This window comes from Pseudoselenomonas ruminantium, assembly GCF_900104055.1.
In the GTDB taxonomy this organism is placed as follows: domain Bacteria; phylum Bacillota; class Negativicutes; order Selenomonadales; family Selenomonadaceae; genus Selenomonas_A; species Selenomonas_A ruminantium_C.
Genome location: NZ_FNJQ01000009.1, coordinates 60,081 through 83,449 on the forward strand (window position 1 = coordinate 60,081; position 23,369 = coordinate 83,449).

Sequence of the window (23,369 nt, forward strand, 5' to 3'; positions counted from 1 at the left end):
TGAGGGCAGATTGATGAAAAGAATCATAAAAGCAATGCTCTGCACATTGCTGGCGTTTGCCTGTTTTATGCCGCAGGTTATGGCGGCACCTGTGCCGGTGAAGGTACGGGGAACGGCTGCGGCAGGTGACACTGCCCATGCACAGCAGGATGCACAGAAGAAAGCCGTATACCGCGTGCTTTCTACGCTGCTGGATAACAGCGATAAGGATAATGAGGTGGTCAACAAGATCATGTCCCATTATCAGGAATATACTGGCAAGGTAGCCGTGAATAAGAAAGTCACGGAGGCCAACAAACTTTATTTGAATGCTACCGTGATGGTGGATGCAGACAAACTGCGAGATGCCGTCCATGATGGCGTGGCCAAGGAACAGAAGGCCCATCGTGATGATGTGAGTGCCTTCCTGATCCGCGTAGTGGATGAAAACGGCAAGGTTGTTCCGGAAGACAATATCATGGTGCAGAAGGTCTATGATACAACCTTCAAGAACCGCGGCTTCAGTACGGATACTGCCGATGATTTCAATACCTGGGTATTAGGGCATAATGAACCGTATGCGGATTTTGTTCAGCAGACGGCGGCAAAGGCGCAGTCCGATTATATGTCCGTGACCATGGCGGTGATTGGTGAAGTGCGAATCATCAAATGTCAGGAAACGGCAGAGGCGTTCAATGTAGAGGCCAAAGTACAGTTGAAGGCACTGGATATGTGCAAGGAGGGCAAGGTTGTGGCAAACTTCGCCGAGGATTGTACGCTGGCAGTGGTAAAGGATGCAGGCCGTAAGCAGGCCATCAATCAGTTGCTCTATAAGGCGGCTATGAATTCTTCCGGTTATCTGGCAGAACAGACGTTGGCTTATTGGCATAAATAACATATACATAAGGAGATGTAAAGATGAATCGTATTTGCAAAGCAATGCTGTGTCTGGCAGGAAGCATGATGTTCCTGGCCGCCAGCGCAACCTCGACTTTTGCCATGGGCAATGGTACGGGTGAGATCGACTATGAAGGTGGCGTGGTCCGTGCACAGGGCATGGGCATTGCCCCGGCTAAGGCAGTGAACATGGCGCAGGCCCGCATCATGGCCCGCCGTGCAGCTGTAGTAGATGGCTGGCGTCAGCTGGCTGAAACGGTCAAGGGCGTGGACATCGACTCTGAAACCACGCTGGAAATGAACATGGTACAGAGCGATGTGGTCCGCTCCAAGATGTCCGCTTCCATCAAGGGCGCTCGTGTCGTGGAAGAACATATGGAAGCAGATGGCGCTTATGTGGTGACCATGGAAGTGCCGATGTTCGGTGTTTCCGGTTCCGTTGCTGCCGCTGCTATGCCGAAACCGGAAGTGAAGGAATCCTTCCCGCAGCCGGTGGCTGATGTAGCTCCCGCTGCTCCTGTTACCCAGACCGTGCATGTGGATGTAACGGTCAACACGCAGACGCCTGCTCCGGCAGCCCCGGTCAAAGGTTCTTCTGCTGCCGCTGCTCCGTCCGGCAAAGCTATCGGCGGTTTCACCGGCCTGATCGTGGACTGCCGTGGTATGGGCCTCAAACCGGTCATGAGCCCGGTCATCAAGAATGCCAACGGCCAGCCCATCTATGGTTACAAGAACCTGGACTATGATGGGGTTATCGCCAACGGCATGGCTGGTTACACCAGCGATATGAGCCGTGGTGTTGCCCGTGCTGGTTCCCATCCGCTGGTCGTGAAGGCCGTGAGCCTCGACAACCACAATGGCAACCCGGTGCTGTCTGTAGCCGATGCCAACCGCGTACTGATTGAAAACGGTGCAACGGGCTTCCTGGATAAGACCAATGTGGTATTTGTACGTTAATTATACGTATTTCTAATAATAAATAATTATAAATTAGCGGGGATTGTGCTATAATCGTAGTGGAGAGCTATTCTGAAAGGAAGATGACCACTATGTATGAGTACAATCCCCGTTCTTTGCGTGCAGAAGAGTTTATCAACGATGCGGAAATCCAGGAGACACTGGCTTACGCAGAGGCTAACAAAGAAAACTATGAACTGATCGATGAGATTCTCGAAAAAGCCCGGCCGGTGAAACAGGGCAGCGGTTATGTGTGCCGCGGGCTCAGTCACCGGGAAGCATCGGTGCTGCTGGCTTGCGAGAACCCGGACAAGATTGCGCGGATGTTTGCGATTGCTGAGGAAATCAAGCAGGCGTTCTATGGCAACCGCATCGTGCTGTTTGCACCGCTTTACCTGTCCAACTACTGTGTCAATGGCTGCGTCTACTGTCCTTATCATGGGCAGAACAAGCATATCCCGCGCAAGAAGCTCACGCAGGAGGAAGTGAAGGCCGAGGTTATCGCCCTGCAGGATATGGGGCACAAGCGGTTGGCGATTGAGGCCGGGGAGGATCCCGTCAACAATCCCATCGAGTATATTCTGGATTGTATTCATACCATCTACAGCATCAAGCATAAGAACGGCGCCATCCGCCGCGTCAATGTCAATATCGCTGCGACTACGGTGGAGAACTACCGCAAGCTCAAGGAAGCGGGCATTGGCACCTATATCCTCTTTCAGGAAACCTATAATAAAGAAAGCTACGGCCGCCTGCATCCCACGGGGCCGAAGCATGATTACGCCTATCATACCGAGGCCATGGACCGGGCAATGGAGGGCGGCATAGACGATGTGGGCATTGGCGTGCTCTTTGGCCTTGATGGTTATAAATACGAGTTTGCCGGCCTGCTGATGCACGCCGAACACCTCGAAGCTGTGCATGGCGTTGGCCCGCATACGATTTCCGTGCCGCGCGTGAAAAAAGCCGATGATATCGATCCGGAGGCTTTTGATAATTCCATCAGCGATGAGATTTTCACGAAGATTGCGGCCTGCATCCGTCTGGCCGTGCCCTATACCGGCATGATCATCTCCACGCGGGAGTCGGAACAGGTGCGCGAAAAGATGCTGCAGGTGGGCATCAGCCAGGTCAGCGGCGCCAGCCGTACCAGCGTGGGCGGCTATACGGAAGCAGAGCGTCCTACTGATACGGAACAGTTCAATGTATCCGACCAGAGAACGCTCGATGAAGTCATCAAATGGCTGATGGAAACGGGCCATATCCCGTCCTTCTGCACGGCCTGCTATCGCGAAGGCCGCACGGGCGACCGGTTCATGAGCCTTTGCAAGAGTGGCCAGATTGTCAACTGCTGCACGCCTAATGCGCTGATGACGCTTACGGAATACCTCACGGACTATGCCAGCGAGGAAACGAAAAAACTTGGCTACAAACTGATTGACGAAGAATTGAAGAAAATCCCGAAGGAAAAAGTAAGAGAGATTGCTGCCGAACATATCGAGGCCATCAAAAATTCCGATAAGCGGGATTTCCGATTTTAAGAAAGGGGGGGCTGTAAATACACAGCCCCTCTTTTTGTAAATTGCAGTTTGTTGGTGCTTGCTTGAACGTTATTGGTTACAGAGCAGTGTGGCGGAGGTGGGGATACTTTTTCGCCGCCTCCACTAAATGACCCGCCAGCAGGATTACCTGCCTTTTTAGCTACCTGCGCCGGGCAGGCCGGCGGCGCGTATGTTCAGCTCAGTTTCCAGCAACGTTTGTTTGCGGGCCAGCCTTCACTTCGTTCAGGCAGTCGTTCCGTCGGCGAATAAGCATCCCCGCCTCCACCCAAAGCTTCGTTTGTGCCTGCAGATATGTTCCGGCTGGAAGCCGCAATTACATCGATGTTCTTGTTACGGGAGCAACGATTCGTGCTAATTGTCAATTCCGTTTCTTGGGTTCACGGGGGAGTGCTTTTGCTGTGGGAGCGACAGTCTGAGCGCCAGCGAAGACCGGCCCGACGCAGGTAGTAACTAGAAAGCACGCTGAAAGACGCGCCGTTGGCCTGCCCGGCGCATCCAGCTAAATAACTCTAAACTGCCAGGGAGGGACGTTTAGCGGAAACAGCAAAAGTACTCCCCCGTGAACCCCTGACTGCGTATAAACGGGATAACTTTGGCTCGAACTAACCAACAAACTGCAATTTATATGTGTATAAAGTGTAAAACGTATTTTATAGCCGCGTTTTTCTGTGGCATGGTTTCAAATTGTGCTGGAATTCACGCAAAACGTTGTAACAATGTATCGAAGTTCCGGCAAGCTGCTGCCTGCCTGGGGAGGAATTGATACAATAATAATCAAGAAGGAGCGTGACAAAAAATGAATTATCTGGCTTATGATGTGGGCGGCAGCAGTGTGAAATATGCGTTGGTAGATGAGCAGGGGAATCTGCAGAACAAGGGCAGCTTTCCGACGCCGGCTGCGCTGGAGGATTTCTATGCCGAGGTAGTAAAGGTCTGCCAGCAATTGGGCAAGGGCCGGGAACTTGCCGGGGCTGGTTTCAGTATGCCGGGAGCGGTGGACGATGAAAGTGGCGTGATTGGCGGCAGCAGTGCGTTGGATTACATCCATGATTTCCCAATCAAGCAGGCATTGGCTGCCCGTCTGGGCATGCCCGTGGCCTTGGAAAACGATGCGAACTGTGCGGCATTGGGCGAAGCCTGGACTGGCGCTGGCCAGGAATATAGCTCACTGGCGTATTTCGTGGTTGGTACCGGCGTGGGCGGCGCTGTGGTGGCAGATAAGAAAATCATCCATGGCCCGCATCAGCATGGCGGCGAATTCGGTTATATGGTGATGAATGATGATTACGAAATTTTGAGCGAGGTCGGCTCTACCGGCGGCCTTTGCCGGCAAATGGCAAGACTTCGCAATGTGCCGGAAGATACCTATGATGGCCGCAAGGTCTACGAACTCAGCGAGCAGGGCGATGCCGATGCGGCCCGCCTGATTGACAATATGTACGAATATCTGGCCCGGGCCGTTTACAATATCCAGTATACCTATGATCCGGAGGCCATTCTCTTTGGCGGCGCCATCAGCTCCCGTCCGGATTTCATCCCTGCAATCAATGAACGGATACAGAAGATCCTGGAAAAGGTGGGCGTGGCGCGTGTCGTGCCGAAGCTCCTGCCCTGCCAGCATGGCAATGATGCCAACCTGCTCGGAGCGGTGGCCAACCTGCGCGGTTAAAAAATATATGATGGAAAAAGCAGCAGTCTGTTTTGGGCAGGCTGCTGCTTTTGGCTGTTATTATTTTTTCTCTCCCTTGCCAGCCCATTCCGGCGGCAGGTTCTGGAGAAATTCGAAGTTATGGCATTTCTGGCAGGCGGCCTGGGATTTTTCATGGCTGTAGTGGCAGTCCGAGCAGACCAGATCGCCCAGATGGGAATCGTGAGGGTTGCCGTCCTTGTAGTTGGTCTTGGCGATGATGTCTTCGACCTTGTGACATTTGGTGCACATCTCGTTGTCAAATGCCCGCTTCTGCGGGGGATCATCGAAGTCATCGGTGACATACCAGACGGTTTCCATGATTTTGTCTTCCATGCCGTTGTCATGGCAGTCGATGCAGGCGACACCGGCTTTCTCATGCGAGTGCGCCAGGAGTTCCTCGTGATGGTAGCCCTGCACATAGGGTTCCATTACATGGCAGGGAGAGCAGGCCAGTTGCGGGATCTTTTCCACCTGATGCATGGCCAGCATCCCCACTGCCCCCAGCAGGAAAAGTCCCGCAACAAAATAGAGCGGCTTCTGCCGGGCGAAATCCAATGCTTTTTTTACAAGTGCCTTCATTTATAGCGCTCCTTTCCTTATAGTTTGGGGATTCTCCCTTAATTATAGGTGCAGGGGGCGTTTTTGCCTTTAAGGGAAGCCATGAAAAAGAGTGAAGATGTTTTGTAGGTTCATACAAGCGGCAGCAAAAGGCAATCCGCTAAAATAAAGGCAAGTGAAATTTATCAAAAATGATTTTGTAAATGGGGGATAAAAATGGCAACGAATGACAAGCAAAGCGGCATGAGTCGCCGCAACTTCCTGAAGACGGGCGTTTTCGCCATGGCCGGTGTGATGACGGCTGGTGTGATGACGGGCTGCGGCAATGGCCGCAAGGCGAACCTGCGCAAAGATAAAGAGGGCGGTCTGGCAGCCGGAGAAGAGCCGGCCTTCATGAAGGCACCGGAGCCGATTGCTGATAGTTCCATCAAGGAGACGAAGGAAACCGACGTAGTGATCGTGGGCGCTGGGATGTCCGGTCTCTGTGCGGCTGTATCGGCTGCTGAAGCCGGAGCCAAGGTCATGGTTATCGAAAAGGGCCCGACCATCAACTTCCGCAGCTATGACTATGGTGCAGTCAATTCCAAATTGCAGCTGTCCGTGGGCAATCAGCTCAATCCCTTGGATGTCACCCGCGAGATCATGCGCTGGGGCGGCTACAAGGCTGACCAGCAGGTGGTCAAGCTCTTCTCTGAGAAGAGCGGCATGGTCAATGACTGGATCGTGGAGCACGCGGAAAAACTCGGCTGCAAGGTAAAATCCGTCTGGACCAAGGATGATCAGATGTCTCCGAATGCCACGATTCCCAATATCCCGACGCTGTCCTTCGTGCTGGAGCCGCCCGCTGGCGCTGCCGAAGCTACGCCGAAAGGTATGATTGGCGGCAGTGCGGTTATCGCCATGGCCTATACGCTGAAGACCTCGGCTGAACAGCTGGGCTGTGAGATCTTCTACGAAACGCCGGGCGTGCAGCTGATCCGTCCGAATAACGAAGGACGGGTACAGGGCGTTATTGCGAAGGATAAAGACGGCAACTATATCAAGTTCCTGGCGAAAAAAGGCGTCATCCTTTGCTCCGGCGACTACGGCCATGATGAGGAAATGCTGCGCTATTACATCCCGGCCGCTACGAAAGTACAGAAAATCATGTACCCCAATTCCTTCAACACTGGCGATGGCCAGAAGATGGGACTTTGGGTGGGCGCCGGCATCGATGAAGGCCCGCATGCGCCGATGCTCTTCGATAATGCCCTCTTAGATCCCGAAGGCAATTCCGGCGGCCGCATGGATGCTATTCCCCGTCAGCCATGGCTGGCCGTCAACAAGCGCGGTGAGCGTTATGCCAATGAAGACCTGCCCTTTGCCTATATCTGTAACCAGGCCCGCCAGCAGGTCGGTCTGACGCATTGGACGATCTTTGATGCTAAGTGGGAAGAGGAAGCGCCGCGCTTCAAGCAGAGTGCCTGCAAGAAACTCAAATACCATCATCGCAAGAATGAATTCGAGCAGCTCGTGGAAAAAGGCGTAATCGTCAAGGCCGATACGCTCGAAGAACTGGCCCAGAAAGCGCATCTGCCCTATGAGACGCTGAAAGCTACGGTTGAACGCTATAACGAAATGGCCCGCAAAGGTGTGGATGAGGACTTTGGCAAGGACAAGACCTATCTCACCACCGTGGAAAAAGCACCGTTCTATGCCGGTCATATCGGCACGGCCCTGCTCGTTACGCTGGGCGGCCTGACCATCAATGACAAGCTGGAAGTCCTCGATAAGGAACGCAATGTGATTCCGGGGCTCTATGCCGCCGGCAACGCTTCGGGCAGCTTCTTTGCCACGGACTATCCAATCGTGGTCACGGGCTGCAGCCATGGCCGTGCCTACACCTTTGGTTATCTCGCCGGCAAGAGTGCCGCCGAGGCCAAGGCTTGATTTCAGCAAAAATATCAGGGGGATCGAAGGGTATGAAAAAATTGATTGCTGCTGTGGGAACAGCTTGTTTATTGGGAAGTTGTGGCGTGGCTAATGCTGCGGCCAGTCCGTTTACGGATGTGCCGCAGGATTCCTGGGCCTATGATGCGGTAGCCCAGCTGGCTGCGGATGGCATTGTCGAAGGCTATGGCGATGGCACATTCAAGGGAAAACGCGCCATTACCCGCTTTGAGATGGCGCAGATTACCGCCAAGGCCATGGCCAAGAATCCCCAGGGGGCAGATAAGGCTCTGGTGGAAAAACTGCAGGCTGAATTCAGTGAAGAGCTGAAAAATCTCGGTGTCCGGGTGGCAGAATTGGAGCGCAACGCTGACAAGCTGCGGTTTGACGGCTTCTTCCGCCTGCGGCAGGAGCATTTTGGCAAAGACAACAACTTTGCCAACACATCCAAGGCCTATGTCGAGCTGTATACGCATGCTCAGGTAAACGACAATTGGACGGTGGAGTCAAAAGAGAAAATCACGACGAATATGAAGAACGACCAGGGAAACACTGGTCTGGTGGAACTTCATAATGCCTATGGCTACGGCAAGTACAAGAACTTCACCGTCAAGGTGGGCAAGTTCGACACGGTGGATGGCTATGCCTACACTCATGAAGATCCCATGCGGGGCGTGCAGGTCACGCTGGGGACGAAGCTGAAAGCCAAAATCGCTGGTGGACGTATCGGTAATCCGAACAATAAGTTCGATGCAGATGTGGTGTCGGGAATCTTCACCTATCCCATAGCCAAACGCACGAATCTCTACGCTGGTTACTATTATCTGAAACCCTGGCGTTTAGGGGCGAATGCCTTCCAGTGCAAGAATGTGGCCAAGGAAGATTATTCTTTGGGCAATATTGGGTTTGATACCCTGCTGGGGAAGAACTTCCGCTTTATCGCGCTTTATTCCCGCAGCAATGCTGAATCCACCGTGCCGGTCAACCGCAACGGTTTTCTGATCGAGCTGGACTACAAGCGCATGATGGTGCAGAATCCCGGCAGCTTTATGCTGATGCTCCGTCATCTGCGTGTCAACGACACCACGGCCATCTCTTCGCGCTATGAAGCTTACTGTCAGGGCCGTGCCTATGGTACAGAGATTGGCGGCTGCTATGCGCCCATCAAGAATGTCGAGCTGGGTGCCAAGTATTTCTTCGGCAAGGATGAAGTGACCAAAAAGACCAAGACCTTCGTCCGTACGGAAGCAAAATACTTCTTCTAAAATTTACGGATATTTCCATAATATACATATATCACACAGCCTTCCCCTTTCGGGGAAGGCATTTTGTTCATAAAAAGTTCATAATTTGTTCCCAACCTGTTTATTGAATTCGCGTTCCCGAATGATTAAAATATTTACAGATTTATGAGAGAATAAAATATGTTTATGGATATTTAGGGGGAGCATAAATGAAAAAGCAGGAGTGGGAACTGTTTTTGGATCGTATGCTGGAACAGGGAAAGAAGGACAAGGAAGCTGGCATGCCCATCCGGCAGGATGGCTATACGGTGATTCTGGTGCAGGCGGCAGAAAAGGAGCTGGTAGGACAGCTGCATAAATTCCTGTCGGCACGCCGGGAGGAGCATCTGTTCATCAGCCAGCCCGCAGCTTATAAGCAGGGCTTTTTGCTGGTGGCCACTGGCGGCAGCAATATGGTGGAGAATCTGCTGGCTGAGTGGCAGCTGGACTTTGGGGAGCAGTATGGTGCAGCCGCGTTCAGCATCGGCGGCAGCCATGACCTCATGGATATCTATCAAAGCCTGCGGGAAGCACGGATGGCGGGATTTTTCCAGCAGGTGACAGGAAAAAGCGCTTTCGTGCAGAATTTTAATCGCATGGGGCTATTTACCAGCTTGTTTCGGCAAAGCAGCGGGGAACTCACCATGTTCTGCGAGCAGACCATCGGGCCGCTCATGGAATATGACCAGATGTTCAATACCCGGTTGCTGGAAACCCTGCGGGTGCTGCTGGACGAGGATTTCAATTGGACAAGGACGGCGGCGCGGCTTTATGTGCATGTGAATACGCTGCGTTACCGGTATGAGAAGATCCGGCAGATCCTGGACATGGATGAATCCTTGGCTGTGCGGGCAGATCTTTTTGCCGCCGTGCGGGCATCTGAGGTGCTGGCGGCCATGAAGCGGACGAAGGTCAGTGTCCTGCGGCCCAAACAGGAACGGAAGGAAGTATTTTTCCATGCAGATAAAAAGACGGCTGTTTCTTTCTAACATCATGATGTTTGCTTTGCCCTTCGCTATCATCGCTGTGATGGCGGGGGCTTTATATTTATCCTATCAGGAGGCCAAGCTGGGGGTTTTTGGCAATACGAGCCATGATAAACATGTGGTCCATGTAGTGCAGGAGGATATGCGCCAGACGGTGGCCGGCCTGCCCGTGGGAAATCCGGCAATGTGGCAGGGTAGTTTGACTGAGCTGGCCCGGCGGATGGAGGCCGATAACTATCATCTGGCCGTGGTGGATAATCGTGGCATCACGCTCTATAGCAATCTGACGGAAATTGAAGAGATGCAGATCGAGGAGGAACTGAAGCCCGTGGCCTTCGTGGAGGACTCGGCGGTATTCGTCTTCCGGGACAGCAATATCATCAAATATATGTTCAGTCGGGAGGATAAGGAATATCATCTGATCGGGATTCGCAGCTTCGATATCTCCACGGGCAGGGGCCTCCTGGGCGGGCTTTATCATAGCTATGCCAGCGGTCTGCTGCTCATGGGGCTGCTGGTATTCATGCTCATAAACCTCTGGCTGGCGCATCGGTTGTCGCAGAAGATCCTGCAGCCGATTGCCGCCTTGCGCAAGGCGGCCTCGGCGGTGGAGCAGGGCGATCTCACCTATCATGTGAAGCCGGTAGGGGATGAGGAATTTGCGGCGCTTTGCCGTCATTTCAACGGGATGGCGGAGAAACTGGCCGAATTGCAGGCAGCCCGGAATGAAAGCGATGAGGAACGCCGCACCCTGATTGCTGGAATCTCCCATGATATCCGCACGCCGCTGACGGTAATCCGGGGTTATGTGGAAGGGCTCAAGGACGGCGTGGCCAAAGATGAGAACATGCAGAAGCGCTATCTGGATAAGATTGCTGCCGGCACGGAACAGATAAGCAGTCTGCTGGAGCGTCTGTTCCTGTATTCCAAGCTGAACATGGAGGCCTATCCGTTCAATTTCCGTCAGGTGAAGTTTGCCAGCTGGCTGCAGTCAAGGGCTGGTGAATTCCAGCAGATCCTGCCGGCGGGCGGCAGCCTGCAGATTTCCAGCGTACCGGAGAATCTGGCCGCGCGCGTGCAGATGGATACGACGGAAATCCAGCGGGTGATGACGAATCTGTTGGAAAATGCGGTGAAATATCATCCGGCACCAGATATGATACATGTTAGTATCCAGGTCAGTTTAGTGGGAAGGGAATTGCTGCTCAGGCTGGCCGATAATGGTCCGGGCGTAGCTGCAGAGAATCTGCCCCGGCTCTTCCAAGAATTTTATCGTACGGATGCGGCCCGCAGTGAAACCAAGCGGGGCAGCGGCCTGGGGCTGGCAATCTGCAGGCGCATTGTCGAGGCACATCAGGGACGCATCTGGGCGGAAAGCCGTGATGAGGGCACGGGGCTTTGCATCTGCATCGTATTGCCTACCGTGTAGGAGGGATGAGAATGGAACGCATATTACTGGTTGAAGATGATAGGGATATCGCCGAACTCGAACGCGATTATCTGGAACTCAACGGCTTTGCCGTGGATATGGAGGCCAATGGCCGCGTGGGCTTGGAACGGGCTCTGGCGGGGGCATATGATCTGCTGATCCTCGATATCATGCTGCCGGAACTCGATGGGCTCGATATCTGCAAGGCAGTGCGGGAGCAAAAGGAAATCCCCATTCTCATGGTGACAGCCCGTAAGGAAGATATCGACAAGATCCGGGGACTGTCCGTGGGGGCGGATGATTATATCGTCAAGCCCTTCTCGCCCAGTGAGCTCGTGGCCAGAGTCAGGGCGCATCTGACGCGCTACAAGCGCCTGACGGCGGTGGCTCGGGAAGAAGCCAGGGTGCAGGAACTGCAGCATGGAAACTTGCGCTTACTGCCTGAGGCGCGGCGGGTTTTTCTGGCAGAACAGGAAATCCATCTGCCGAACCGGGAATTTGAGCTGCTGGAATTCTTCCTGCGTCATCCCCAGCAGGTGTTTTCCAAGGAAGAACTGTTTGAAGCCCTCTGGGGAGCCGAAGCCGTAGGGGATATTTCCACCGTGGCGGTGCATGTGAAGCGACTGCGGGAAAAAATCGAGACAGAAGATGCGCCGCATATCGAAACCGTATGGGGAACGGGCTATCGGCTCTGCAAAATTTAAACTTGGCGCAGAAGGACACTTGTCTTTTTATGCGGAACCTGCTAGAATAGACAGTAGATTTCCCCCGTGGGATGACCAAAATTGAATAGAACGGGAGCTCGCAGACGGGCTGAGAGGAAACTGAGCGTTTCGACCGAACCTGATTTGGATAATGCCAACGTAGGGAAAGACATAGACTGTGGACGGACTTTATTCAAAGTTCGTCCACATTTTTATTTTGCAGGAGGTTAGCGGATGAACAGCAATTACACAACGCAGATGGACGCAGCCCGCAAGGGCATCACGACACGGGAAATGGAAATCGTGGCGCAGAAGGAACGGATGGAACCGGAAAAGTTGCGCCAACTGGTGGCAGAGGGCAAGGTGGCCATCTGTGCCAACAAGAAGCATAAGGCCTTGAACCCCGAGGGCGTGGGCAGCATGCTGCGGACGAAGATCAATGTGAACCTGGGGGTTTCCCGGGACTGTAAGGATTATGACCTCGAGATGCAGAAGGTCATGAGCGCCGTGGACTTAGGCGCGGAATCCATCATGGACCTGTCGAGCCATGGCAATACGCAGCCCTTCCGTCAGAAGCTCACAGCCGAGTGCCCCGCGATGATTGGCACGGTGCCCATCTATGACAGCGTAATCCACTACCAGCGGGATTTGGCGGAACTTACGGCGCAGGATTTTCTCGATGTCATTCGTCTGCACGCTGAGGATGGCGTGGACTTTGTGACCTTGCACTGCGGTATTACCCGGGATACGGTACGGCAGATTCGTGGACAGTCCCGGAAGATGAATATCGTGAGCCGGGGCGGCAGTCTCGTGTTTGCCTGGATGAGCATGACCGGGGAGGAAAATCCCTTCTATGAATATTTTGATGAAATCCTGGATATCTGTGCGGAATACGATGTGACGATTTCCCTCGGGGATGCCTGCCGCCCGGGGTGTCTGGCCGATGCCACCGACAACTGTCAGATCGACGAGCTTTCCCGCCTCGGGGAACTGGTCGAGCGTGCCTGGAAGCGCAATGTGCAGGTGATGGTGGAAGGCCCGGGACATGTGCCTCTCAATCAGATTGCGGCCAATATGGAAATCCAGAAGACGCTTTGCCATGGTGCGCCCTTCTATGTGTTGGGGCCATTGGTCACGGATATCGCGCCGGGCTATGACCATATCACGGCGGCGATTGGCGGGGCAGTGGCCGCCATGCATGGCGCAGCCTTCCTGTGCTATGTGACGCCGGCCGAGCATCTGGCCTTGCCGAATCTGGACGATGTACGGCAGGGAATCATCGCAAGCAAGATTGCCGCGCATGCCGCCGATATCGCCAAGGGCCTGCCAGGGGCAAGGGAAGCAGATGACCAGATGGCTGCGGCTCGTCGTGAACTCAACTGGGAAAAGCAGTTTGCCTGTGCTTTGGACAAGGATACGGCGCAGGCCATCCGCGAAAGCCGTATGCCGGAGGACGGCCATAGCGAAACCTGCAGTATGTGCGGCAAGTTCTGCGCCGTGCGCAGCATGAACAAGGCACTCAACCACGAATACATTGATATATTGTAAGCCGTTTTTTCACTGCTGCCGCTGGTTCTTGGAGCTGGCGGCAGTTCTGTCTTCAGACTGTTTTCATAGTCAATCATCATATTTTCATTTATATTTGTTATACTTCATCGTGTTCGAAGGTTAGCTTAAGGCAAGACTGGAGGAAACAAGAAGATGAATCAGATGAAGAAAATCAGCAAGAACATAAGCAGCAATATCATGAAGAATATGCATCTGCAGCAGATGCGGGCTTCCCTGACCAGGATCACGGCAGTAATGGCCGTGACGATGGCAGTATTGGCGCAGAGCCTTATCGCCGAAGCGCAGGCCGCTGAGCCGGATGTCACCCGGGATATGCGGGCCTTGGAGCAGAAGGGCGTTTATCTGACCGGTCTCACGCACCGCATCAAGGCCGAGGACAGCCTGATGCAGAAGATCTTGACCGATGCCGTGGCCGACAATGTGGACCTGGGGCAGGCCGCAGATGGCATCAGCGATGTACTGCGTTATACGCTGGTGATAAAAGAAGCCGATTACAGCCGCCGCGTGCCGGAGGCCATGGAAAAACTCACGGCCAGCGGTTACGAGGTGTTGAAATTCCGCAATGCCTGGGGCGGCAAATTCTATCAGGGCATCAACGTGCAGCTCATGAGCCCTGCCGGTGTCAAGACGGAACTGCAGTTCCATACGCCGCAGTCCTATGCTATCAAGCAGGCTTCCCACGGCGTCTACGAGATTCGCCGCAATCCCGAAGCCACACCCGAAGAAGTGGCCGATGCCACGGCCAAAAGCATCGCCTATAATGCGCAGGTGAAGGTCCCGGCCGGCGCAAAGGAAATCTGCTGGCAATAAAGTGAGAAAAATCACAAGCATAAATCCGGAAAATAGTGTATAATACTTAATAAGAGCAAACAAATAAAACTCCGAGCAAAAATATCTAAGGCCTGTGATGCTGGCTATGATATTGCGCCGGGGCCCTGCGGGAAACGGCAGGACCTTCCATTTTGAAAAGGGGTATTTCGTTCTGGTTGAGTATCAGGTGAAGACTATCCTTTTCGCATGGAGAGGATAGTCTTTTTAGTTGGGAGAGCGTATACGATGAAGGAAATGCGTACCGAAGAGGCCGTAGGGCAGATTCTCTGCCATGATCTGACACAGATCGTGAGGGGCGTGACGAAGGATGCCCGCTTCCGCAAGGGGCATGTGATAAAGGAAGAGGATGTGCCGGTGCTGCTGTCCATGGGCAAGGACCATATTTTTGTCTGGGAGAATGATGATACCGTGCTCCATGAAAACGATGCGGCAGAAATCCTGCGGCAACTTTGCCAGAATGAATATATGGCCGCTTCGGAACCCAAGGAAGGCAAGATTGAATTGACCGCTGAAGTGGATGGGATATTCCAGGTGGACGAGGACCGCTTTGACGAGGTCAACGAGCTCGACGATGTGACCATCGCCACCCTGCCGCAGAATATGCCGGTCAAGGCCGGGCAGAAACTGGCCGGGATGCGGGTGATTCCCTTGGTCATCAAGAAGGATAAGATGGAGCAGGTGAAGCAGGTTGCTGGAAATCGGCCGCTCTTGCGCCTGCGCCCCTATAGGCATGATCTGAAAGTCGGCGTGGTCACTACGGGCACGGAGGTTTTCTTAGGACGCATCGAAGATACCTTTACGCCGGTGATTGAGAGCAAGCTCAGGGCCTTTGGCCTGACCATCAATGAGCACCGCCTGTCCGATGATGTGGCGGAGCATACCCAGAAGCATATTGAAGAATTGGTAGATTTGGGCATGGATATGGTCATCTGCACGGGCGGCATGAGTGTCGATCCCGATGACCGCACGCCGGCCGCTATCCGCGATGCCGGGGCAGAAATCATCACCTATGGGGCACCGACGCTGCCGGGGGCGATGTTCCTGTTGGGCTATATCCGCAAAGATGGCCGGGAAATTCCTGTTATGGGCCTGCCGGGCTGCGTGATGTATGCGGGCCGCACGATTTTTGATCTTGTCCTCCCGCGGGTGATCACGGGGGAAAAACTGACACGCAAGGAAATCCGCCATTTCGGTATCGGCGGCCTCTGCATGAACTGCAAGGTCTGCCACTATCCTGTCTGCGGGTTCCAGCATTAAAGGGGGAAGAAAAATGCAGGATTTATCATTGGAAAAAGCCGTAGAACTGTTGAAGGAACATTGTCATCGCGTGACAGCGGTGGAGGAAGTGCCCCTGCTTTCTGCTTTGGGCAGGATCCTGGCTGAGGATTATGTGGCGGCTTTTGACAATCCTCCCTTTGACCGTTCCCCGTTGGATGGCTATACCTTCGTGGCCGGGAGCACGGCAGGACATAGCGCGGAAAATCCCGCAACGTTCAAGATCATCGGCGAGGAATGTGCCGGGGATTTCTTTGACCAGGCCGTGCCGGCAGGTTCTGCCCTGCGTATCATGACCGGCGGGGCGATTCCGAAGGGGTGTAACTGTGTCGTGCGACAGGAGGATGTAACGGCAGAGGGGGATAAACTCACCGTACCGTTCAGCATCGAGCCGTATACGAATTACTGCTATGCCGGGGAGGATATCAAGCAGGGCACGAAGCTGGCCAAGAAGGGCACGAAGCTTACGGCGGCGCATATCGGCGTACTGGCCAGCCAGGGCTTTGCCACGGTCAAGGTTCTGGGGAGTGTGCGTGTAGCCATCGCCAGCACCGGCGATGAACTCCTGCAGCCCGGTCAGCCGCTGGCGCCCGGCAAGATCTATAACAGCAATCTGTATCTTTTGGCCAGCCGTTTGCAGGAATTGGGCTTCAATCCGGAAATCGTGGGCATCCTGCCCGATGACGTGGATGAGGCGGCCAAGGTTATCGCCGGTTACAAGGACCGCGTCGATGTGTTCCTGACCACGGGCGGCGTGTCTGTCGGCAAGAAGGATATCATGCATGGCGTCGTGGAGCAGGTGGGAACTCGCCTGTTCTGGCGTGTGTCCATGAAACCGGGAGGCCCGGCGCTGGCCTATACGATGGGCGAAACATTGGGCATTGCCTTGTCGGGCAATCCCTTTGCGGCCTATGCGACCTTTGAATTGATTGCCGTGCCAATCCTTTCCCAGATCAGCGGTAACGAGAAGATTCTGCCGGAACGCATGCAGGCGGTATTGACCGATGCCTTCCCTAAGGAAAGCCGCGGGCGGCGCTTTATTCGCGGCTATTACGAAAATGGCAAGGTGCGTCTGCCTGAGCAGCATGCTTCGGGAAGCCTCTTTTCCGTGGTGGGCTGTAATGCCTTTGTGGACATTCCTGCCGGCACAGGGAAACTGGCTAAGGAGACAGAAGTGGATATTGTCCGCTTGTACAGAGTGAAATAAAGGGCTGGATTTTATGCAAGACCAATATGAACGGAAAATCGAATACGTGCGCATATCCCTTACCGACCGCTGCAATCTGCGCTGCCGTTACTGTATGCCGGAGGCAGGTGTGGCCAAGCTGCGCCATGAAGATATCCTGACCTTTGCGGAAATCCTGCGCGTGGTGAAAGGCCTGGCCGCATTGGGCGTAAAAAAAGTGCGCCTGACCGGTGGCGAACCTTTGGTCAGGCGGGGAATCGTGGAGTTGATTCGTCAAGTCCGGCAGGTTCCCGGCATTGAACAGGTGGTACTGACCACCAACGGCGTGCTGCTGGCGGAGATGGGGGAAGAGCTGGCCGCGGCCGGGCTTACGGGGCTCAATATCAGCCTCGATACCTTGGATGCGGCTAGATTTGCCGAGATTACCCGCCGTCCGTTGTTTGCGAAAGTGCAGGCCGGGATGGAAACAGTCCTGTCGCTGGGACTTACGAATATCAAGTTCAACTGTGTGCCGATTTACGAGGTCAACGATGGCGAGATTCCGGCTTTGGCGGCGCTGGCGAGGGATTATCCTGTCAAGGTGCGCTTTATCGAACTCATGCCCATTGGCTGTGCCTATGAAGTGGGCTATGAAGGCGTGCCGATGGATGAAGTGCGGGCAAGGCTGACCGAAGCCTATGGTTCGCTTCATCCTGTGGGACGGAAAATGGACCGGCTGCAGGGCCCGGCCGAGTATTACCGGATTCCTGGCTTTCGGGGACAGGTGGGCTTTATCGACGCCATGGAGCATAAGTTCTGCGCGACCTGCAACCGGGTGCGGCTGACGGCTGAGGGCTTTTTGAAGCTTTGCCTGAATCAGAAGAACGGTTTGGATTTGCGCGGGCTGCTCAGGAACGGCATCAGCGATGAGAATTTGCGGCTGGCTCTGCGGCAGGCTATCTACCGCAAGCCTGCAGAGCATTTATTTACGGATAGAGAGAATACCGCGCGGGACAGCCGCGCCATGTATCAGGTGGGAGGCTAATTGATGGGCAAGATTCATGCACTGTGCACCAGCGAGAAGAAAGGCACGCTCAAGACACAGGTGGATAAAGTGATGTTTGAAACGGAATGGGGCATCAAGGGGGATGCACATGCGGGCAAATGGCACCGGCAGGTGAGCTTCCTCGGCTTGCAGGAAATCGAGGATTTCCGCAAATTGGGCGTGAAGGTCGAGTTCGGTGCCTTTGGTGAAAATATCGTGGCCGAGGGCTTCCGCTTCAAGGAACTGCCTGTGGGTACACGTCTGCGGGCGGGCGAGGTCTGGTTTGAAATCACCCAGATTGGCAAGGAATGTCATAAGGGCTGCGCCATCCGCGAGCAGGTCGGCGACTGCATTATGCCGCGGGAAGGAATATTCGGCCGGGTGCTGCATGGCGGTGAGGTCAAAGTCGGCGACGAACTGGAACTCGTACAGCCTGGGGAGAGGCTGCCGCTTGAAGCGGCCATCATCACGGCCAGCGACAAGGGCAGCCGCGGTGAACGCGTAGACGAAAGCGGTGCAAAGGTGGCCGAAATCCTTACGGAAAATGGCTATACGGTGGTGGAAAAAGTAATCCTGCCGGATGAACAGCCGCAACTCGAAGCCAAGATGCGGGAACTGGCAGCAAGGGGCATTGCCCTGATTGCCACCACGGGGGGCACGGGCTTTTCGCCGCGGGATATCACCCCTGAGGCAACGCTCGCCGTCAGCGAACGTCTGGCCCCAGGCATTCCCGAAGCCATGCGCGCCTTGTCGCTAAAGATCACCGACCGTGCCATGCTGAGCCGCGCACAGGCCGGCATCTGCCGCCGCAGCCTGATCGTGAACCTGCCCGGCAGCAAGAAAGCCGTGGAGGAATGCTTAGGCTTCATCCTGCCGCCACTCAAGCACGGTATCGATATCCTGCGCGGCGAAGATAGTGAATGCGGGCGGCATGAACATCACAAATAAGAAAGTATAGCAAAAAATTCCCTGCAACCATTGAAGAGGCTGCAGGGAATTTTTATATTACCGTTTCATATTGATCATGGTTTCAAGCATCTCATCACTGGTGGTGATGATCTTGGAGTTAGATTGGAAACCGCGCTGGGTGATGATCATATCGGAGAATTCATTGGCGATATCGACGTTGGACATTTCGAGGGCAGACGGGGTGATAGAGCAGCCGATATCAGTGGCGGTTTTCACATTGGCTGTACCAGAGTTATTGGAGGCCTGATACAAGCTGCTGCCGGTTTTTGTCAGACCGGAAATATTGGAGAATTGAGCTACGGCCACCTGTGCTTCGGATTGGCGAACACCATTGGTATATACGCCGGTAATCACGCCGGAACTGTCAATGGAAACACTCTTGAGCGTACCGGCAGCGTTGCCATTTGCAGTTGCATTGATCGTATTGATATCAGCATATGATGTTACATTACTGTAATCAAGGGTTATATCTTGAGGTCTGGTGGAACCGTTTGGAGCATGAACTGTAGCTGTTAATTTGATTGTGGCTGCACTGCTGGCAGTGATATCATCAGGTTCATAGCTCATGTCAGCCTGAGCTATTGCACTATCGCTATCATAGGTCAATGCATCTGTCGGTGTGAAGTTTGTAGCGGTGCGTAATACGCCGTTTTCATCAAAAGCCAATGTGTGCGTGCCAAGGCTATAATTAGTAGTAGAGCCGTCTGTCTCCTTAACAGCAGCTGTAGACCCCAGAGAAACCGCCCAGGCAGTACCTGTTTTGTTGTCCTGAGTATTACCATTTTCATCTGTATAAGACATTGCTCCTACAGCAGCTTTTTCAAGCAAGACAGTCGCTGTATGTACCGTCCCCAAACTATCATAGTAATTGAATGTGGTAGATACAGGTAAGGAACGTCCTATTGTATATACGCCGGAGGTGTATGTTGTTTTTGTACCATCACTGAATGTTACGGTAACCGGCTGAGAGGTAGATGCTTCAACGTAGTAGCCGTCATGAGTACCCGAAGTTCTGGTATAGGTGGTAGTACCATTGGTGAACGAGTATTCCGTGATAATCGGCGGATTTGCTTTTAGGTTATAGCTGTAAATAGATTGTTCTGTGGCTTTTGCTTCCATTGGTTTACCGTTTTGAATGACGATATCCGTTACAGCACCCGTGGTGGACAATGTGCCATTTGTTCCCATCCATCCCTGTACTTTCATACCATTGCCGGGCATAACGTAGTTGCCGCTTTCATCAAATTCAAAAGCACCATTGCGGGTGTAATAAGTTTCGTTGCCGTTCTTCACTACAAACAGGCCGTTGCCAGACAGGCACAAGTCTGTATTCTTGCCTGTAGCCTGCACAGCACCATCAGTGAATAATGTATCAATCGTGGACACGCCTACGCCAAGGCCAATTTGTTTCGGATTGGTACCACCCAGATTCCCTGCCGGAGCGCTGGCGCTGGACTGTGTCTGGCTCAGGGTATCGGCAAAAGTGACACGACCGGACTTGAACCCCGTAGTATTTACATTGGCAATATTGTTACCTACAACATCCATACGAGTTTGATGACCTTTTACACCAGAAACTCCCGAATACAGCGAACGCATCATGATAGATCACTTCTCCTTTATCCCATACATTGTTACAACTAGGCGACGTTCCTTGTCGAATGCCGTGCTGCGAATCCTTGCATGACGGCGTTATAGTTTTTTCCTATGGAAAGAAAGTTTTTAGAAACCTATACTTTTTTGAAAAGCTTTTTCCTTCCTAATCTACAATGTTTATCGGAGCAAACGGCGATTTCCTTAAGTGAAAATTTTATTTTCACAAAAGTTTATCTTTTAAGAAAAATTAAGTTGACGACAAAAAAGCGCAAGGCCAATCATAACAGCCTTACGCTTTGTGTTTATGTGTGATATTTATTTGATGGAATTCAACCGGTCAGCCAACGTTCTGGCCGATTCATCGCCTGCCGCACAGGTCAGGATCGGCTGTGCACCCAGCATGACCGTGTTGCCATTGACCGTAGCGCCGGCTTTGTTATGCCCATTATGATAGGCTGCGGCCAGATTGCCCATGACGAAGTAGGAACGTTCGCGGGAGCTCATACCGCCAGCGGCAGCTGGTTTGACGAACTTCTTGCCATTGACCATAACTACGCCATCCTTATTGGTGACGTGCTTGCCGCTGTATGCGGTGAGTTTCTTGACATAGTTGTCACGACGGGCTGCATTGTTGGGATGGTCGGACGGATTAAACCACATGTCTGCGCCTTTTTGGGCATTGTTGCCGGATTTATCAAGCATCCGCTGCCAAACGGCGGCACCTGCACCAATATTATAATTGGTATGCGTGATATATTCCCAAGCCAGATCGTCTGCTTCCCATTCGCGGTCTTTCGTCGAATGGGCCTTGCTGATTTTCAATCCCATACCGGCAATTGTGTTGGTAAGCTGCGTGCCGCCCAATGACGCCGAGGCAATGGAGGCAATAAGCTGTTTATCTGCCGCCTTGAGCACGCCTTTTGCAGCATGCGCTTTCTGACCATGTCCCATCTCGTGTCCCACGACGAAAGCCAGTTCATCATCAGCGGCTACAAATTCAAACGCACCACGGTTGACGCTCATTACATGTCCCATTCCACAGAAAGCATTGAATGACCGGTCCGGATTCAGAAAATACTTATACGGCTGCTTGTCAATGGACGGATCCACACTGCGTACAGCTGCCGTAAGTGTCTGCATCATATTTGCCAGACGCCGGTTCATAGCCGGGTCGTGATCGACACCGACCTGCTGCTTGTAATTGGCCAGCATATAATAACTGCCTTCAGATGTAAGGTTCAGGGTATCTACCTGTTTTTTGAGCTGGTCACGGGCCGCCTTATACTGAATCCCTACCTGCGCCAGACCGCCTATGTCGCCAAGTGAAATTGCTTCCGCAGTCTGCGGCTGCACAACAGCCGTTCCCGAAAGCAACGCTAACGATAATCCCATTACTGCTAAAGATCTCTGTAAATTTCTTTTTCCCTTCAAGATAATATCCTCCTCAAAAAGATTTTTATTCCTTTATTATAGTATAACTCCGCTATATGGTTGTCAATGTGTAGACTTATTCTCATTTGCCAAAAGACATGATAATCACTGGTTCAGATGTTTTTTACATTTCATATAGAACGTAGACAATGGCATCCGACAAGCCTGCGCAGCTTGTGCAAGGCTGCACGAGCCGCTATGCCAAAGCATGCACTGTTGGTAAAAATTATCTGGTACCTGCTTTTGAGGACGCCCAAAGCGCACGCCCTTCTTTCTGGCCGCAGCGATACCAAATGACCTTGACCATGAGTGATGGTAGCACGGTTACGCAGACGTCCGGTACATATACGGTTGGTTATAGCTTGCCTATTACTACAATGGTAACGGTTTATGATACCTTGGGAAATACGCATAGCCTGCCGATATATTTTACCCGCACAGAGGTTTTGAGCAGCGATAGCACAACGGTCAACGGCAATACCTGGACAATATCGCTGGATACTTTATGTAACCGTGACATGACTGCAAGTACTGATTCGACTATAACCTGCAGTATTGCCAACGCATCCGACACGGCATTGGCTAGTACGCTTGTGTTTTCGTCTGGCTCAATAGATAAATCCAATACCAATCTGTACATTTCTGCCGTATCTGGTGGAACGTCTACACCCCCCAGCGCGGGTTCCAGTCTAATTCCAAGATCATCACTACCAGCGATGAAATGCTTGAAACGATGATCAATATGAAGAGATAATACGTTAACGCCCTGCGGTCTTGGACTTGCAGGGTGTTTTGTTTTACAGCTTGACTGTTTCTGATTAGGGGTGATATAATGACCATACGGAGTTTAGCAATAGGACTCCTGAAGGGATACGGAATTACATTTCCTTTTACAGAAGGTACAAAAAAACCCAGCACCGCAAATGCTGGGTTTTTCTGTGTCTGTTTCCTCTTTAGTGGTTCAGCCAGTAGTTAAACAGTGCTACTAGGACGCCCACAGTAAAAGGGCATAACAGGTGCAATAGTATTTCCTTCCGGGACACTTCCTCACCTCCTTTAGCAGAAGGCATGAACAGTATATCACATTTTATCCAAAACGCCGTAAAACCCCTAACTTTAGTTATGGGGATATAAGGCGTGTCCACCGAATTTACGTAAGTAATTGAAGGTGGACAATTACTTTTTAACTTGTTTGTAGTATAATTTTTGTAGAAAGGAAGTGAGAGAATGGACAAGTACACAATGGGCTTCAAATTCAGAATATATCCGAACCATGCCCAGCAAGAACTAATTAACCGTACTCTGGGCTGTTGCCGATTTGTGTTCAATCATTTTCTCGCCATCCGTAGAGATGAATGGACTGCAAACCATAAGTCTGTAACCTACAATCAGACCAGTGCCATGCTGACGGACTTGAAAAGGTATGAAGAGTATAGCTGGCTGAAAGAGGTAGACAGCATGGCATTACAGGAGTCTTTGAAGAATCTCGACACAGCATACCAGAATTTCTTCAA

General features: G+C 52.7%; 20 protein-coding genes, 2 pseudogenes and 1 riboswitch. Of the genes and pseudogenes, 18 read left to right on the top strand and 4 right to left on the bottom strand.

Annotation, left to right across the window (positions count from 1 at the left end):
• The first annotated feature begins 13 nt into the window (after nt 1–13).
• The 3 genes from BLQ59_RS05645 to hydG all read left to right on the top strand — a co-directional run bounded on the left by BLQ59_RS05645 (nt 14) and on the right by hydG (nt 3,374).
• Nucleotides 14–874 carry a hypothetical protein gene (locus tag BLQ59_RS05645; RefSeq protein WP_074571930.1) on the top strand — a complete coding sequence of 287 codons (861 nt, stop codon included), beginning with the start codon at nt 14–16 and terminating at the stop codon, nt 872–874.
• A gap of 23 nt (nt 875–897) precedes the next feature.
• Nucleotides 898–1,833: an LPP20 family lipoprotein gene (locus BLQ59_RS05650; protein WP_074571931.1), complete on the top strand. Its 936-nt coding sequence runs from the start codon at nt 898–900 to the stop codon at nt 1,831–1,833.
• Between the two features lie 92 nt (nt 1,834–1,925).
• A complete protein-coding gene (gene hydG / locus BLQ59_RS05655) occupies nt 1,926–3,374 on the top strand; it encodes a [FeFe] hydrogenase H-cluster radical SAM maturase HydG (protein WP_074571932.1) in 1,449 nt (482 codons plus the stop codon).
• A gap of 194 nt (nt 3,375–3,568) precedes the next feature.
• On the opposite strand, the gene BLQ59_RS15970 is transcribed toward hydG, so the two are convergent.
• Nucleotides 3,569–3,757, bottom strand: a complete 189-nt coding sequence (locus BLQ59_RS15970; protein WP_176756740.1) for a hypothetical protein — start codon at nt 3,755–3,757, stop codon at nt 3,569–3,571.
• A 434-nt stretch (nt 3,758–4,191) separates the two neighbouring features.
• Here BLQ59_RS15970 and BLQ59_RS05660 point away from each other — a divergent pair, with 434 nt between their 5' ends.
• Nucleotides 4,192–5,064 (top strand): ROK family protein, encoded by an 873-nt coding sequence (locus BLQ59_RS05660; protein ID WP_074571933.1) that lies wholly within the window; start codon nt 4,192–4,194, stop codon nt 5,062–5,064.
• Nucleotides 5,065–5,124: 60 nt separating this feature from the next.
• On the opposite strand, the gene BLQ59_RS05665 is transcribed toward BLQ59_RS05660, so the two are convergent.
• Entirely contained in the window at nt 5,125–5,664 is a 540-nt protein-coding gene (locus BLQ59_RS05665) for a cytochrome c3 family protein (RefSeq protein WP_074571934.1), read from the bottom strand.
• 195 nt (nt 5,665–5,859) lie between these two features.
• Between BLQ59_RS05665 and BLQ59_RS05670 the strand changes: the two genes are divergently transcribed.
• The 11 genes from BLQ59_RS05670 to BLQ59_RS05720 all read left to right on the top strand — a co-directional run bounded on the left by BLQ59_RS05670 (nt 5,860) and on the right by BLQ59_RS05720 (nt 18,807).
• Complete coding sequence (locus BLQ59_RS05670) at nt 5,860–7,572, top strand: FAD-dependent oxidoreductase (RefSeq protein ID WP_074571935.1); 1,713 nt, start codon at nt 5,860–5,862, stop codon at nt 7,570–7,572.
• A 32-nt stretch (nt 7,573–7,604) separates the two neighbouring features.
• Nucleotides 7,605–8,837 carry an S-layer homology domain-containing protein gene (locus BLQ59_RS05675; protein ID WP_074571936.1) on the top strand — a complete coding sequence of 411 codons (1,233 nt, stop codon included), beginning with the start codon at nt 7,605–7,607 and terminating at the stop codon, nt 8,835–8,837.
• A gap of 188 nt (nt 8,838–9,025) precedes the next feature.
• A complete protein-coding gene (locus BLQ59_RS05680; RefSeq protein WP_074571937.1) occupies nt 9,026–9,844 on the top strand; it encodes a PucR family transcriptional regulator in 819 nt (272 codons plus the stop codon).
• Nucleotides 9,813–11,270, top strand: a complete 1,458-nt coding sequence (locus BLQ59_RS05685) for a sensor histidine kinase (protein ID WP_074571938.1) — start codon at nt 9,813–9,815, stop codon at nt 11,268–11,270. The genes BLQ59_RS05680 and BLQ59_RS05685 overlap by 32 nt, the downstream gene beginning before the upstream one ends.
• Nucleotides 11,271–11,281: 11 nt before the next feature.
• A complete protein-coding gene (locus tag BLQ59_RS05690) occupies nt 11,282–11,974 on the top strand; it encodes a response regulator transcription factor (RefSeq protein WP_074571939.1) in 693 nt (230 codons plus the stop codon).
• 234 nt (nt 11,975–12,208) lie between these two features.
• On the top strand, nt 12,209–13,522 hold the full coding sequence (thiC, locus tag BLQ59_RS05695) for a phosphomethylpyrimidine synthase ThiC (protein WP_074571940.1): 1,314 nt from the start codon (nt 12,209–12,211) through the stop codon (nt 13,520–13,522).
• A gap of 153 nt (nt 13,523–13,675) precedes the next feature.
• A complete protein-coding gene (locus BLQ59_RS05700; RefSeq protein WP_074571941.1) occupies nt 13,676–14,353 on the top strand; it encodes a hypothetical protein in 678 nt (225 codons plus the stop codon).
• Nucleotides 14,354–14,410: 57 nt separating this feature from the next.
• Nucleotides 14,411–14,530: riboswitch (molybdenum cofactor riboswitch) on the top strand.
• A gap of 69 nt (nt 14,531–14,599) precedes the next feature.
• The gene (locus BLQ59_RS05705; RefSeq protein ID WP_074571942.1) at nt 14,600–15,631 is read left to right on the top strand and encodes a molybdopterin-binding protein; all 1,032 of its coding nucleotides are present in this window, start codon (nt 14,600–14,602) and stop codon (nt 15,629–15,631) included.
• 13 nt (nt 15,632–15,644) lie between these two features.
• The gene (locus BLQ59_RS05710) at nt 15,645–16,856 is read left to right on the top strand and encodes a molybdopterin molybdotransferase MoeA (protein ID WP_074571943.1); all 1,212 of its coding nucleotides are present in this window, start codon (nt 15,645–15,647) and stop codon (nt 16,854–16,856) included.
• Between the two features lie 13 nt (nt 16,857–16,869).
• A complete protein-coding gene (gene moaA, locus BLQ59_RS05715; RefSeq protein WP_074571944.1) occupies nt 16,870–17,859 on the top strand; it encodes a GTP 3',8-cyclase MoaA in 990 nt (329 codons plus the stop codon).
• A 3-nt stretch (nt 17,860–17,862) separates the two neighbouring features.
• Nucleotides 17,863–18,807 (top strand): MOSC domain-containing protein, encoded by a 945-nt coding sequence (locus tag BLQ59_RS05720; RefSeq protein WP_074571945.1) that lies wholly within the window; start codon nt 17,863–17,865, stop codon nt 18,805–18,807.
• 57 nt (nt 18,808–18,864) lie between these two features.
• Here the strand turns inward: BLQ59_RS05720 and BLQ59_RS05725 are convergent, their stop codons facing one another.
• Nucleotides 18,865–20,430: a flagellar hook protein FlgE gene (locus BLQ59_RS05725; RefSeq protein WP_074571946.1), complete on the bottom strand. Its 1,566-nt coding sequence runs from the start codon at nt 20,428–20,430 to the stop codon at nt 18,865–18,867.
• A gap of 309 nt (nt 20,431–20,739) precedes the next feature.
• On the bottom strand, nt 20,740–21,816 hold the full coding sequence (locus tag BLQ59_RS05730) for a M48 family metallopeptidase (RefSeq protein WP_074571947.1): 1,077 nt from the start codon (nt 21,814–21,816) through the stop codon (nt 20,740–20,742).
• Nucleotides 21,817–22,232: 416 nt separating this feature from the next.
• Here BLQ59_RS05730 and BLQ59_RS16525 point away from each other — a divergent pair.
• The 3 genes and pseudogenes from BLQ59_RS16525 to BLQ59_RS05750 all read left to right on the top strand — a co-directional run.
• Nucleotides 22,233–22,472: pseudogene (locus BLQ59_RS16525) on the top strand (flagellar basal body FlgE domain-containing protein); the annotation flags it as partial.
• Nucleotides 22,473–22,528: 56 nt separating this feature from the next.
• Nucleotides 22,529–22,609: pseudogene (locus BLQ59_RS15975) on the top strand (flagellar basal body rod C-terminal domain-containing protein); the annotation flags it as partial.
• A 473-nt stretch (nt 22,610–23,082) separates the two neighbouring features.
• Nucleotides 23,083–23,369: helix-turn-helix domain-containing protein (locus tag BLQ59_RS05750; RefSeq protein ID WP_143005299.1), on the top strand; the 287-nt coding region annotated here is incomplete at its 3' end.

Coding starts and splice junctions, on each gene's coding strand:
- BLQ59_RS05675 (WP_074571936.1), top strand. CDS start 7,605: ATGAAAAAATTGATTGCTGCTGTGGGAACAGCTTGTTTATTGGGAAGT.
- BLQ59_RS05685 (WP_074571938.1), top strand. CDS start 9,813: ATGCAGATAAAAAGACGGCTGTTTCTTTCTAACATCATGATGTTTGCT.
- BLQ59_RS05710 (WP_074571943.1), top strand. CDS start 15,645: ATGCAGGATTTATCATTGGAAAAAGCCGTAGAACTGTTGAAGGAACAT.
- BLQ59_RS05725 (WP_074571946.1), bottom strand. CDS start 20,430: ATGATGCGTTCGCTGTATTCGGGAGTTTCTGGTGTAAAAGGTCATCAA.
- BLQ59_RS05665 (WP_074571934.1), bottom strand. CDS start 5,664: ATGAAGGCACTTGTAAAAAAAGCATTGGATTTCGCCCGGCAGAAGCCG.
- BLQ59_RS05705 (WP_074571942.1), top strand. CDS start 14,600: ATGAAGGAAATGCGTACCGAAGAGGCCGTAGGGCAGATTCTCTGCCAT.
- hydG (WP_074571932.1), top strand. CDS start 1,926: ATGTATGAGTACAATCCCCGTTCTTTGCGTGCAGAAGAGTTTATCAAC.
- BLQ59_RS05720 (WP_074571945.1), top strand. CDS start 17,863: ATGGGCAAGATTCATGCACTGTGCACCAGCGAGAAGAAAGGCACGCTC.
- BLQ59_RS05670 (WP_074571935.1), top strand. CDS start 5,860: ATGGCAACGAATGACAAGCAAAGCGGCATGAGTCGCCGCAACTTCCTG.
- BLQ59_RS05680 (WP_074571937.1), top strand. CDS start 9,026: ATGAAAAAGCAGGAGTGGGAACTGTTTTTGGATCGTATGCTGGAACAG.
- moaA (WP_074571944.1), top strand. CDS start 16,870: ATGCAAGACCAATATGAACGGAAAATCGAATACGTGCGCATATCCCTT.
- BLQ59_RS05700 (WP_074571941.1), top strand. CDS start 13,676: ATGAATCAGATGAAGAAAATCAGCAAGAACATAAGCAGCAATATCATG.
- thiC (WP_074571940.1), top strand. CDS start 12,209: ATGAACAGCAATTACACAACGCAGATGGACGCAGCCCGCAAGGGCATC.
- BLQ59_RS05645 (WP_074571930.1), top strand. CDS start 14: ATGAAAAGAATCATAAAAGCAATGCTCTGCACATTGCTGGCGTTTGCC.
- BLQ59_RS05650 (WP_074571931.1), top strand. CDS start 898: ATGAATCGTATTTGCAAAGCAATGCTGTGTCTGGCAGGAAGCATGATG.
- BLQ59_RS05690 (WP_074571939.1), top strand. CDS start 11,282: ATGGAACGCATATTACTGGTTGAAGATGATAGGGATATCGCCGAACTC.
- BLQ59_RS05730 (WP_074571947.1), bottom strand. CDS start 21,816: ATGGGATTATCGTTAGCGTTGCTTTCGGGAACGGCTGTTGTGCAGCCG.
- BLQ59_RS05660 (WP_074571933.1), top strand. CDS start 4,192: ATGAATTATCTGGCTTATGATGTGGGCGGCAGCAGTGTGAAATATGCG.